The organism is Streptomyces prunicolor NBRC 13075 (assembly GCF_000367365.1).
GTDB lineage: Bacteria > Actinomycetota > Actinomycetes > Streptomycetales > Streptomycetaceae > Streptomyces > Streptomyces prunicolor.
In genome coordinates this window covers 22,202-34,675 of record NZ_BARF01000042.1, presented here as the reverse complement: position 1 = coordinate 34,675, position 12,474 = coordinate 22,202, and the positions used below count along the sequence as shown (strand labels likewise).

Below are 12,474 nucleotides of genomic sequence, written 5' to 3'. Positions count from 1 at the left end.
CAGTGGCCCGGAATTGGAGCTGACCGGCGCCACGCCGGGACCCTACTGTCGATGCCATGACGACCGGGCCGCTCCCCAAACCCCCCTCACCCGAGGCCACTTCGGACGTGCGGCCCCCGCCCCCGCTCCTCACCCGCCCCCTCCTCCTCCGTTTCGCGAGCATGATCGGCGCCAGTCTCAGCTTCTTCCTGCTGCTCTCGGTCGTACCGGCGTACGCGGCCGAGCGGGGCGGCGGAGGCGCGGCAGGCCTCGCGACCGGTTCGCTGATGCTCGCGACGGTGCTCGGGGAACTGGTGACTCCCCGGCTCGTCGGCCGCTTCGGCTATCGACTGACCCTGATCGCCGGGCTGTTCCTGCTCGGCACCCCGGCGCTGGTACTGACCGTCTCCGGACAGGCCGTGTGGATCGTCGCCGTGTGCTTCGTACGGGGACTCGGTTTCGCGCTGACGATCGTCGCGGGTGGGGCCCTCACCGCGTCGCTGATCCCGGACGAACGGCGGGGCGAGGGGCTCGCGTTGGTGGGTGTGGTGTCCGGTGTGCCGTCACTGGTCGCGCTGCCGCTGGGCCTGTGGCTGGCCGGACTCGTGGGCTACGGGCCGGTCGCCGTCAGCGGGGGCCTCGCCGCGCTGGCCGCGATCGTCTTCGTCCTCGGACTGCCGGACCGGGCGGAGCGCAAAGAGCAACCACTCGGTGTCGTACGGGGGTTGCGCACCGGCGCCCTGCTCCGGCCCGTCCTGGTCTTCGCCGCCACCGCCACCGCCGCCGGCATCGTGGTCACCTTCCTGCCGCTGGCCGTCCCGTCGGCGTCGGCCGGAGTCGTCGCGGTGGCACTGTTCATGCAGACCGCCGCCTCGACCCTGACCCGCTGGCTCGCGGGCCGCCATGGCGACCGGCACGGCAGCGCGCGGCTCGTCCTCCCCGGCCTGCTCCTGTCGGCGGCGGGCGTCCTCGCCATCGCCCCAACTACCAACCCGGTAGCCGTGGTTGCGGGCACCGCCCTGTTCGGCGCCGGCTTCGGCATCACCCAGAACGCCACGCTGGCCGTGATGTACACCCGCGTCTCCGCCGCCTCGTACGGCACCGTCAGCGCCCTGTGGAACCTGGCCTACGACGGCGGAATGGGCGTAGGCGCGGCCGGCTTCGGCATCACGGCCGGCCTGACCGGTTACCCGTGGGCCTTCGCGCTGACGGCGTTGCTGATGCTGGGTGCGGTGGCACCGGCGCTGCGGGACCGCCGGGTCACTCCGCCTTCCGCACACCCTCCAGCACCTGCCGTAGACCCTCGGTGAGCTGCTCCGCGTCGGGCGCGGTCTTCGGGTCGAAGGTCCACTGCATGATCAGACCGGACATCACGATCATGTAGAACGAGCCGAGTGTGTCGGCGGTCTCGTCCGACACCTCCGCCTCCGGTACGCCCATGAGCAGCGACACCAGTCCTCGGCCGCCCTCGCGCTGCGCGAGCGACAACTGGTCGCGAACCTCCGGCAGTTGGTCGCCCATCGCCATGATCTCCCCGCTGAGCCGCCACATCGAGCCCGGCTCGCGGAGCGAGGCGACGACGTTCGACCACACCTCCCTGAACCGCTCCAGCGAGCCCGGCGCCCCTTCGAGCCGGTCACCCCACTCGAAGGACATGCCGTCCACCAGTGACACGTACGCCTGCGCGAGCAGCGCGTCCTTCGAGCCGTAGTGGTAGCCGATGGACGCGAGGTTCGTCCCCGACTCCTTGACGATGTCGCGCGCCGTCGTGCGCGCGAACCCCTTCTCCAGCAGGCAGCGCTTCGCGCCTTCGAGCAGATCCTCACGGTGTCCCATGGGCGCCAGCCTACCGCCGATCCATACGTCTGTCCTAGACGCTCGATTTATACGTACGTCATAGACAACCGTTCTAGACGCGCGTACATTCCCTCTCATGACGAACTCACCGAACCCCCCGAACGCCCCGCGCACCCCCAACTCCCGTGCCGGGCGCCGCGAATGGACCGCCCTCGGCGTCCTGATGCTCCCCCTGCTCCTCGTCTCGATGGACGTCTCCGTCCTCTACTTCGCCATCCCGGCGATCAGCGCGGACCTGGAGCCCAGCGGCACCCAGCAGCTGTGGATCTTCGACATCTACGCCTTCGTCCTGGCCGGCCTGCTGATGACGATGGGCTCGATCGGCGACCGCATCGGCCGCCGCCGGCTCCTCCTGATCGGCGCCGCCGCCTTCGGCACCGCCTCGCTCATCGCGGCCTACGCGAACAGCGCCGAGACCCTGATCGCCGCCCGCGCGGTGCTCGGCATCGGCGGCGCGACCCTGATGCCCTCGACGATGGCGCTGCTGCGCACGATGTTCACCGACCCCGGCCAGCGCGCGAAGGCGATCGGTCTGTGGTCCGGCGTGATGACCGCGGGCGTCGCGCTCGGCTCGGTACTCAGCGGTGTCCTCGTCCAGTACTTCTGGTGGGGCTCGGTCTTCCTCGTCAACCTCCCCGCGATGGCCCTGCTCCTGCTCATCGGCCCGTTCCTGCTCCCCGAGTCCAAGAACCCCGCCCCCGGCCGCTTCGACTGGCCGAGCGTCCCGCTGTCCCTGGCCGGTGTCCTGCCGGTGATCTACGGCCTCAAGGAGATCACCTCCGAGGGCTGGCATGCGCAGTACGTCGTCTCGATCACCGTAGGCCTGCTCTTCGCGGCCCTCTTCGTCCACCGCCAGCGCACCACCGCCTCCCCGATGATCGACCCCGCCCTCTTCCGGGCCCGCGGCTTCGCCCCCTCCGTAGTCCTCAACCTCGTCTCCGCCTTCGGGATCATGGGCTCGGCCCTCTTCACCACGCAGTACCTACAGTCGGTGCTCGGCAAGAGTTCGATGGACGCGGCCCTGTGGGCGCTGCTCCCCTCGGTCCTGGTCGGCGTGGCGGCCCCGCTGGCAACGACCCTCGTCCAGAAGGGAGTTGACCGCGCCCACGTCGTCGCGGCCGGCTTCGCCCTGGCCTCCGGCGGCTACGGCATGCTCGCCCTCACCGGCACCGACTCCCTCTGGCCGGCCCTGGCCGCCGCCGGCATCCTCGCCTCCGGGATCGTCATGGTGATGTCCCAGATCATGGACCTCGCGATGGGCAGCGCCCCGGTGGAGAAAGCGGGCGTCGCGTCCTCGCTGATGGAGACCGGCGCGGAGTTCGGCGGCGCCCTAGGCATGGCCGTCCTCGGCTCCATCGGTACGGCGATCTACCGGCACGGCATCCCCACCTCGGCCCCCGCCCCGGCCCACGAGACCCTCGGCGGTGCCCTCGCCGTCGCCCACCAGTTGCCGGGGCGCACGGGAGACGCCCTGATCGCGACCGCCCGCCAGGCCTTCACCGACGGCATGCACGGGGCGGCGATCGCCGGGGCGGTGCTCCTGCTGGGGGCGGCGTTCGCGGCGGCGTGGACACTGCGGGGCATCCAGGTGAAGACACCCGAGTCGGTGGCGGCGGAGCCGCAGAAGGCGGAGGTGTGACCCCCAACTACACAGAAACGCCGGGTGGGTTGAGGAGATGATCCTCAACCCACCCGGCGTTCTCGTGAAACGTCAGGCGGGTGCGTCAGACCAGGTTCACCGAGCGGGCGGACGTCGCCCCGATCTCCTCGGCCACCTCCGCCAGGACATTCGCAGCCACCGTGTCGTCAACGGTCAGCACGGCCAACGCCTCGCCGCCCGCCACCGACCGCGACACCTGCATCCCGGCGATGTTGATCCCGGCCTCACCGAAGACACGGCCGACCGTGCCGACAACCCCCGGGCGGTCCTCGTAGCGCAGCACCACCATGTGGTCGGCGAGCGCGAGGTCGACGTCGTAGTCGCCGACCGCGACGATCTTCTGCAGGTTCTTGGGGCCGGCGAGCGTGCCGGAGACCGAGACCTCCTCGCCGCTGCCGAGCGTGCCGCGCACGGTGACGACGTTGCGGTGGTCGGCGGACTCCGAGCTGGTGGTCAGCCGTACCTCGACACCGCGCTCCTGCGCGAACAGCGGAGCGTTGACGTACGACACCGTCTCGGCGACGACGTCCTCGAACACGCCCTTGAGCGCGGAGAGTTCGAGCACCTTGACGTCGTGCTGGGTGATCTCGCCGTAGACCTCGACGTCGAGCCGGACCGCGACCTCGCCCGCGAGGGCGGTGAAGATGCGGCCGAGCTTCTCGGCGAGGGGCAGGCCCGGCTTGACGTCCTCGGCGATGACGCCGCCCTGGACGTTCACCGCGTCGGGGACGAGTTCACCGGCGAGGGCGAGCCGCACCGACTTCGCGACCGAGACACCGGCCTTCTCCTGCGCCTCGTCCGTGGAGGCGCCGAGGTGCGGGGTGGAGACGACCTGGTCGAACTCGAACAGCGGGGAGTCCGTGCAGGGCTCCTTCGCGTACACGTCGAGCCCGGCACCGGCGACGCGGCCCTCCTTGAGCGCGGAGTACAGCGCCTCCTCGTCGACGATCCCGCCGCGCGCGGCGTTGACGATGCGCACGGTCGGCTTGACCTTGCGCAGCGCCTCGTCGCCGATCAGACCGACCGTCTCGGGGGTCTTGGGCAGGTGCACGGTGATGAAGTCGGAGACTTCGAGCAGCTCGTCGAGCGACAGGATCTTGACGCCCATCTGGGCAGCCCGCGCGGGCTGGATGTAGGGGTCGTAGGCGACGACCTTCATCCCGAACGCGGACATGCGCTGCGCGACGAGCGCGCCGATGCGGCCGAGGCCGACGACGCCGAGGGTCTTCTCGGCGAGCTCGACGCCCGTGTACTTGCTGCGCTTCCACTCGCCGTTCTTGAGCGCGGCGTTGGCCTGCGGGATGTGGCGTGCGGTCGCCAGCAGCAGACCGCAGGCCAGCTCGGCGGCGGTGACGATGTTCGAGGTGGGGGCGTTGACGACCATCACGCCGGCCTTGGTGGCGGCGGAGACGTCGACGTTGTCGAGGCCGACGCCGGCTCGTGCGACGACCTTCAACTTCCGTGCGGCGGCGACCGCTTCGGCGTCGACCTTGGTGGCCGAGCGGATCAGGATCGCGTCCACGTCGGCGATCGCGGGGAGCAGCTCGCCCCGGTCGGCGCCGTTGCAGTGCCGGATCTCGAAGTCCGGGCCGAGGGCGTCCACCGTCGCGGGCGACAGCTCTTCAGCGATGAGTACGACAGGTTTCGAGCTCACGTGAGTCCTCACAAGTCCATTGCGTGCGGACGGCCGTCCCGACGGCCGCAGGCGGTGGAGGGGCTAGCCGCGGAGACGCACGACGCTGTGGGCCTGACGCGTATTAGTACGGCAGTGTAGTGGCGCTCCGACAGTCGTCCTGCGCCTCTGTGGAAGGATCACCCGTCCGAGGCTGGACGGGTTGGACAAAGGGGCCGGAGCGCTCGCTCCGGCCCCTCGGGCCCCGAGACTTACGCCTCTTCGTCGACCCAGCTCATCAGCTTGCGGAGCTGCTTGCCGGTGCTCTCCAGCAGGGAGTCGGCGTCCTTCTGCTTGTACTCGTTGTACTTCTTCAGGCCACCGTGGTACTCGGCCATCCACTCACGCGCGAAGGTGCCGTCCTGGATCTCGGCGAGGACCTGCTTCATCGTGGCCTTGGTCTCGTCCGTGATGATCCGCGGACCGGTGACATAGTCGCCCCACTCAGCGGTCTCGGAGATCGACCAGCGCATCTTCTCCAGCCCGCCCTCGTACATGAGGTCGACGATCAGCTTCAGCTCGTGCAGACACTCGAAGTACGCGATCTCCGGCTGGTAACCGGCCTCGGTCAGCGTCTCGAAACCGGCCTTGACCAGCGCCGCCGTACCACCACAGAGAACAGCCTGCTCACCGAACAGATCGGTCTCGGTCTCCTCGGTGAAGGTCGTCTTGATGACACCGGCGCGGGTGCCACCGATGCCCTTCGCGTACGACAGCGCGAGTGCGAAGCCGTTGCCGGTCGCGTCCTGCTCGACGGCCGCGATACACGGAACGCCGCGGCCCTCCTCGTACTGACGGCGCACCAGGTGGCCCGGGCCCTTGGGGGCGACCATGCAGACGTCGACGCCGGCCGGCGGCTTGATGAAGTCGAAGCGGATGTTCAGGCCGTGGCCGAAGAACAGCGCGTCGCCGTCCTTGAGGTTGTCCTTGATGGACTCCTCGTAGACCTGGGCCTGGATCGGGTCCGGCACCAGGATCATGATGACGTCGGCCTCGGCGGCGGCCTCGGAGGGCGTCACCACACGCAGGCCCTGCTCCTCGGCCTTCGCCTTGGACTTGGAGCCCTCGTGCAGACCGACGCGCACATCGACGCCGGAGTCACGCAGCGACAGCGCGTGGGCGTGGCCCTGGCTGCCGTAGCCGATGACCGCGACCTTGCGGCCCTGGATGATGGACAGGTCGGCGTCGGCGTCGTAGAACAACTCGGCCACTTTGGGTTCTCTCCTTGGAGTGCAGGTGTTGCGTCCCACCGTATGACGGCGGGGGTGGGGGAAGTTTCCGGGTCTCGGAATGCGGGCGGCCGACACTTGTCGACCGCCCGCCTCCTGGGGTTACGCGGACCGGTCGAGCGCGCGCAGCGAGCGGTCGGTGATGGAGCGGGCGCCGCGGCCGATGGCGATCGTGCCGGACTGGACCAGCTCCTTGATGCCGTACGGCTCCAGCATCTTGAGCATCGCGGACAGCTTGTCGCTGGAGCCGGTGGCCTCGACGGTGACGGCCTCCGGGGAGACGTCGACGGTCTTGGCGCGGAACAGCTGGACGATCTCGACGATCTGGGAGCGCGTCTCGTTGTCGGCGCGCACCTTCACCAGAACGAGTTCGCGCTGAACCGCGGAACCCGCTTCCAGTTCGACGATCTTCAGCACGTTGACGAGCTTGTTGAGCTGCTTGGTGACCTGTTCGAGCGGGAGTGCCTCGATCACGTTCACCACGATCGTGATGCGGGAGATGTCGGGGTGTTCGGTGACGCCGACGGCGAGGGAGTCGATGTTGAAGCCGCGCCGGGAGAACAGGGCGGTGATCCGGGCGAGGACACCGGGCTTGTTCTCCACCAGGACGGAGAGCGTGTGCTTGGACATTTCTCTTTCGTCTCTCTCGCTCAGTCGTCTTCGTTGTCGCCGAAGTCGGGGCGGACGTCCCGGGCGAACATGACCTCGTCGTTCGAGGTGCCGGCGGCGACCATCGGCCACACCATGGCGTCCTCGTGGACGATGAAGTCGATCACGACGGGGCGGTCGTTGATCGAGTTCGCCTCCTCGATGACCTTGTCCAGGTCGTCGGGGGACTCGCAGCGGATCGCGTAACAGCCCATCGCCTCCGACAACTTGACGAAGTCGGGGATGCGCGTGCCGGCGCTGGGCTGCTTGCCGTCCGCCTCCGGGCCGCTGTGCAGCACGGTGTTGGAGTAGCGCTGGTTGTAGAACAGCGTCTGCCACTGGCGGACCATGCCGAGGGCGCCGTTGTTGATGATGGCGACCTTGATCGGGATGTTGTTCAGGGCACAGGTGGTCAGTTCCTGATTGGTCATCTGGAAACAGCCGTCACCGTCGATCGCCCAGACCGTCCGGTCCGGCGCTCCGGCCTTGGCGCCCATCGCAGCCGGCACCGCGTAGCCCATCGTCCCTGCACCACCCGAGTTGAGCCAGGTCGCCGGCTTCTCGTACTGGATGTAATGCGCGGCCCACATCTGATGCTGGCCGACGCCCGCCGCGAAGATCGTTCCCTCCGGGGCGAGTTGACCGACGCGCTCGATGACCTGCTGCGGGGAGAGCGAACCGTTGTCGGGCTGCTCGTAGCCGAGCGGGTACGTCTCGCGCCAGCGGTTGAGGTCCTTCCACCAGGCGCTGTAGTCGCCGGTGTGACCGTCGCTGTGCTCCTTCTGCACGGCCTGGACGAGGTCGGCGATGACCTCGCGGGCGTCACCGACGATCGGCACGTCCGCGGCACGGTTCTTGCCGATCTCCGCCGGATCGATATCGGCGTGAACGATCTTCGCGAAGGGCGCGAAGCTGTCCAGCCTGCCGGTGACACGGTCGTCGAAACGGGCTCCGAGGGCGACGATCAGGTCGGCCTTCTGCAGCGCGGTGACGGCGGTGACCGCACCGTGCATGCCCGGCATTCCCACGTGCAGCTCGTGACTGTCGGGGAATGCGCCGAGCGCCATCAGCGTGGTGGTGACGGGCGCTCCGGTGAGTTCTGCGAGGACCTTCAGCTCGGCGGTGGCGTGTGCCTTCAGGACACCGCCGCCGACGTAGAGGACAGGCCGCTTCGCGGCGGTGATCAGCTTCGCGGCCTCACGGATCTGCTTGGCATGCGGCTTCGTCACCGGACGGTAGCCGGGCAGATCCATCACCGGCGGCCAGGAGAACGTGGTCTTCGCCTGAAGGGCGTCCTTCGCGATGTCCACCAGCACCGGACCCGGACGGCCGGTCGAGGCGATGTGGAAGGCCTGCGCGATCACCCGCGGGATGTCCTCCGCCTTGGTGACCAGGAAGTTGTGCTTGGTGATGGGCATCGTGATGCCGACGATGTCCGCCTCCTGGAAGGCATCCGTGCCGATCGCCTTCGACGCGACCTGCCCGGTGATCGCCACGAGCGCCACCGAGTCCATGTGCGCGTCCGCGATCGGCGTCACCAGATTGGTCGCGCCGGGCCCCGAGGTCGCCATGCAGACGCCGACCCTGCCGGTGGCCTGCGCGTAACCGGTGGCCGCGTGGCCAGCGCCCTGCTCATGCCGGACCAGCACATGACGCACCCGCGTCGAGTCCATCAGCGGGTCGTACGCCGGAAGGATCGCACCGCCGGGGATGCCGAATACCGTGTCGGCCCCGACTTCCTCGAGAGAGCGGATGAGGGACTGCGCACCCGTGACGTGCTCGGGGGCGGACTGATGTCCTCCGGATCGGGGCCGCGGCTGCGGATGGGCCCCGGAGGCCTGCTCGGTCATCGTCATTCTCTTCTCGATGCTGAGGGTTTTTGCGAGGTTTGTGCGGGGTTCTGCTGCTGCACGACTGGTTCCTGTGCAACAAAAAACCCCTCGTGCCGTGAGGCAAGCGAGGGGAGCGCGCCGGGTGCGGTCGCTGGGAGTTCCGGGTCCGTCCGGAGGTCACCAGCGTCAGCCGACGCGCTTTCCAAGTACGAGAATTCGGGTGCGCATGGCATTGACCCTCCCCCCGGCACGCATCCACTGTCAAGTGGGTGGGACGGGAGTCTCATTATGTGAACGGAGGGCCGTTCCGGCACCGAAAACCGCGGGCACACCACTGGTGTACACCCCCAGGGCGCCCCCCGCGAACGCGGGCTCGGCCGGGCCGTGCGGCACCGGATAGTGGCCGCGCGCGAGGGCCCTGCGCAGCCGGTACTCGTCCAGCGGCGCGGAGAAGGCCATGCCCTGCCCGTGCGTGCAGCCCATCGCGCGCAGGGCGACCACCTGTTCCGGCAGATCGACCCCGTCGGCCACGGACTGCAGCCCGAGATCGCAGGCGATCCGCAGCAGCCCGCTGGTGATCTTGTGCAGCCGCGCGGACTCGACGACGCCCTCGACCAGGCTGCGGTCCAGTTTCAGTACGTCGACGGGCAGCCGCCGGAGCGCCGTGATGGCCGCGTAGCCGCTCCCGAAGCCGTCGAGGGCGATCCGGACGCCGAGCCTCCGCAGCGCGGTCAGACGGCGCTCCAGCTCGTCCAGGGAGACCCGCGGGTCGGTGTCGGACAGCTCGATCAGCAGCGCACCGGACGGCAGCCCGTGCCGGGTCAGCAGCGCCTCGATGGAACCGAGCGGCATCGACTTGTCCAGCAGCCGCCGGGCACTTATCCGTACGGCGACGGACACGGCGAGCCCGGTCGCGGTGCGCTCGGCGGCCTGTTCCACGGCCTCCTCGAGCATCCAGCGCCCCAGCTCGGCGGTCTTGTCGCTGTCCTCGGCCACCCGCAGGAACTCGGCCGGCGTGAACAGCACTCCTTGCGACGACCGCCAGCGCGCCTGCGTGGACACCGACGCGATCCGGCCGTCCACCAGCGACACCACGGGCTGGTGCAGCAGCGCGAACTCCCCGTCGTGCAGCGCGGCCCGCAGCCGCGTGGCCAGCTCCGCCTTCCGTACGACGTCCTGCTGCATCTGCGGGGCGTACAGCTCGACGCGGCCCTTGCCGGCGCCCTTGGCGCGGTACATCGCGAGGTCCGCGTTGCGCAGCAACTCCCCCGCGCCCAGACCCGGTTCGGCGAAGGCGACGCCGATGGAGGCGGCGACGCGGACATCGTTGCCGTCGATGAGGTACGGCTGGGACAGGGTGACGCGCAGGCGGTCGGCGAGCTCCATGATGTGCCGCTCACGGGCGGCGCGGTCCCGGGTGCCGTCGCCGACGATCAGGGCCGCGAACTCGTCGCCGCCGAGCCGGGAGGCGGTGTCGCCGTGCCGGACGGCGCCGTCGAGCCTGCGGGCGGCCTGGATGAGGAGTTCGTCGCCGGCCTGGTGGCCGATGGTGTCGTTGACGGCCTTGAAGCCGTCGAGGTCGATGAAGAGGACGGCCGTGCCGCGGTCGGTGGAGCGGCGGCCGGAGAGGGCCTGCTGGACGCGTTTGGTGAACAGCGCGCGGTTGGGCAGGTCGGTGAGCGGGTCGTGCTCGGCGTTGTGCTGCAACTGCGCCTGGAGGCGCACTCGTTCGGTGACATCCCGGCTGTTGAAGATGAGGCCGCCGTGGTGGCGGTTGACCGTCGACTCGACGTTCAGCCAGCCGTCGTCGCCGGAGCGGAAGCGGCATTCGATGCGGGTGGTGGACTCCTCGTAGGGGCTGGCGGTGAGGAAACGGCGCACCTCGTGCACCACACAGCCGAGGTCCTCGGGGTGGATCAGCGAGGCCAGTTCGGTCCCGACCAGTTCCTCCGCGGCCTTGCCGTAGACACCGGCGGCGGCCGGGGAGACGTAGCGCAGGATGCCGTTCGGGGCGGCGATCATGATGACGTCGCTGGAGCCCTGCACCAGGGAGCGGAAGTGGTTCTCCTTCTGGGCCAACTCCTGGGTGAGGGTGATGTTGTCGAGCAGCATGATGCCCTGGCGCACGACGAGGGCGAGGACCACGCAGCCCGCGGTGATGAGCACCACGCGGTCGGGGCTGCGGCCGTTGAGCACGTTGTAGAGAATCCCCAACGTGCAGACGGCGGCGGCGAGATACGGGGTGAGCGCGGCCAGCGAACCCGCGATGGGCCGGGTGGCCGGATACCGTCCTTGATCGGCGCCCGGCGCGGCGGCCTGGTGCTGGATGCCGGTGCGCCGTCCGGGCCGGTGCTCGTGCACCACGCGCGTGTGCCGGTCGTCCTCGGGCTGGGTGTGCCGGGGCGCGGCCCAGGGGGCGTACGCCAGGAGCAGCGAGCCGGCGAACCAGCCCGCGTCGAGCAACTGGCCCGAGTGGTAGTTGTTGTGGAGCAGCGGCGAGGTGAACAGGGCGTCGCACATCACCGTCAGGGCGAGTGCGCCGATCGCGGTGTTCACCGCGGTGCGGTTGACCGAGGAGCGCCGGAAGTGCAGCGCGAGCACCATGCTGACCAGCGCGATGTCGAGCAGCGGGTACGCCAGCGACAGCGCGGTGTGGGCCACGCTCGGCCCGTCGAACTTGGCGGCCTGGGCCAGCGCGAGGCTCCAGGACAGCGTGAGCAGCGAGCCCCCGATCAGCCAGGCGTCCAGTGCCAGACAGACCCAACCGGCCTTGGTGACAGGCCTTTTGGCGAGGACGAGGAGCCCGACGATGGCGGGCGGCGCGAAGCACAGGAAGAACAGATCGGCGAAACTGGGGCTGGGCACCTGTCGCTCCAGCACGACCTCGTACCACCCCCAGACCCCGTTGCCCAGTGCCGCCATCGCCGAGGAGAGCGAGAACAGCAGCCAGGCGGGTCGAAAGCGGATACGGCGGCTTCGCGCGTAGAGGAAGCACGAGACGGCGGCGGTACCGGCTGCCGCGCTGAGCCCGAAGTCGCCCATGATCAGGGCGAGTTGGGCGGACCCCCAGTCGAGCGCGGAACCGACGGCGTATCCCGCGCACACCAGGGCCAGGACGAGTTGCTGGACCAGGCTCGACACGCCGCTCGTTCCCGGCGGTCGTGGCTGCCGCGCTCCCGGCGAAGTCCGGTCCCGGAGCGCCCCGTTGAGGGTGGTCGTCGGAGACGGTGGCGAACTCACCGTGCCCTCCCGGTCCGCGTCGCTCCCGGGTCCCGCGGGCCCCGGTGCGCTGGATGAGCGTGCCTGCGGCGGCTGTTGAGCCTGCGGTGGTGATGACTGTGGTTGCCGTGCTGCCCGCCGCGGCCGCCATGACCGCCGTGCCCGCAGTGGTCGGCGTGATTGGCGTGCTGGCCGCGGCTGCGCGCGGCGGTGCGCCAGGGTCGCCGCCGGCGGCCCCGCCGCGTCGGATCGCTCGTCCATAGGCCGTGCATCGCCCGTCGCCCCCCTCACAGTCTGAAATGTCCAACCCCGGCGCCGAACGGTGCGCGGCGCAGCCCCTGCCGGGACGATACACCAGACTCGTCACTCAGGGACATA

8 protein-coding genes are annotated in these 12,474 nt (G+C 69.7%); 2 read left to right on the top strand and 6 right to left on the bottom strand.

What is annotated here, in order from left to right; genetic code table 11:
- Positions 1–56 precede the first annotated feature (56 nt).
- Positions 57–1,289 (top strand): MFS transporter, encoded by a 1,233-nt coding sequence (locus SPR02S_RS19015; RefSeq protein WP_019058582.1) that lies wholly within the window; start codon positions 57–59, stop codon positions 1,287–1,289.
- Here the strand turns inward: SPR02S_RS19015 and SPR02S_RS19010 are convergent.
- Complete coding sequence (locus SPR02S_RS19010) at positions 1,240–1,815, bottom strand: TetR/AcrR family transcriptional regulator (RefSeq protein WP_019058581.1); 576 nt, start codon at positions 1,813–1,815, stop codon at positions 1,240–1,242. The two genes, SPR02S_RS19015 and SPR02S_RS19010, sit on opposite strands and share 50 nt — an antisense overlap.
- Positions 1,816–1,912: 97 nt before the next feature.
- Here SPR02S_RS19010 and SPR02S_RS19005 point away from each other — a divergent pair, with 97 nt between their 5' ends.
- Complete coding sequence (locus SPR02S_RS19005; protein ID WP_019058580.1) at positions 1,913–3,475, top strand: MFS transporter; 1,563 nt, start codon at positions 1,913–1,915, stop codon at positions 3,473–3,475.
- A gap of 85 nt (positions 3,476–3,560) precedes the next feature.
- Here the strand turns inward: SPR02S_RS19005 and serA are convergent, their stop codons facing one another.
- The 5 genes from serA to SPR02S_RS18980 all read right to left on the bottom strand — a co-directional run bounded on the left by serA (position 3,561) and on the right by SPR02S_RS18980 (position 12,117).
- Positions 3,561–5,150 (bottom strand): phosphoglycerate dehydrogenase, encoded by a 1,590-nt coding sequence (serA, locus tag SPR02S_RS19000; RefSeq protein WP_019058579.1) that lies wholly within the window; start codon positions 5,148–5,150, stop codon positions 3,561–3,563.
- Between the two features lie 230 nt (positions 5,151–5,380).
- Entirely contained in the window at positions 5,381–6,379 is a 999-nt protein-coding gene (gene ilvC / locus SPR02S_RS18995; RefSeq protein ID WP_019058578.1) for a ketol-acid reductoisomerase, read from the bottom strand.
- A 120-nt stretch (positions 6,380–6,499) separates the two neighbouring features.
- A complete protein-coding gene (gene ilvN / locus SPR02S_RS18990) occupies positions 6,500–7,027 on the bottom strand; it encodes an acetolactate synthase small subunit (protein WP_019058577.1) in 528 nt (175 codons plus the stop codon).
- Positions 7,028–7,047: 20 nt separating this feature from the next.
- Positions 7,048–8,901 carry an acetolactate synthase large subunit gene (locus SPR02S_RS18985; RefSeq protein ID WP_019058576.1) on the bottom strand — a complete coding sequence of 618 codons (1,854 nt, stop codon included), beginning with the start codon at positions 8,899–8,901 and terminating at the stop codon, positions 7,048–7,050.
- 237 nt (positions 8,902–9,138) lie between these two features.
- Positions 9,139–12,117 (bottom strand): putative bifunctional diguanylate cyclase/phosphodiesterase, encoded by a 2,979-nt coding sequence (locus SPR02S_RS18980; RefSeq protein ID WP_026150686.1) that lies wholly within the window; start codon positions 12,115–12,117, stop codon positions 9,139–9,141.
- Positions 12,118–12,474: the final 357 nt, after the last annotated feature.

Bases quoted from the DNA above. Each gene is read 5' to 3' on its own strand.
- SPR02S_RS18985 (WP_019058576.1), bottom strand. From the start codon at position 8,901: ATGACGATGACCGAGCAGGCCTCCGGGGCCCATCCGCAGCCGCGGCCC.
- SPR02S_RS19010 (WP_019058581.1), bottom strand. From the start codon at position 1,815: ATGGGACACCGTGAGGATCTGCTCGAAGGCGCGAAGCGCTGCCTGCTG.
- SPR02S_RS19015 (WP_019058582.1), top strand. From the start codon at position 57: ATGACGACCGGGCCGCTCCCCAAACCCCCCTCACCCGAGGCCACTTCG.
- SPR02S_RS19005 (WP_019058580.1), top strand. From the start codon at position 1,913: ATGACGAACTCACCGAACCCCCCGAACGCCCCGCGCACCCCCAACTCC.
- ilvN (WP_019058577.1), bottom strand. From the start codon at position 7,027: ATGTCCAAGCACACGCTCTCCGTCCTGGTGGAGAACAAGCCCGGTGTC.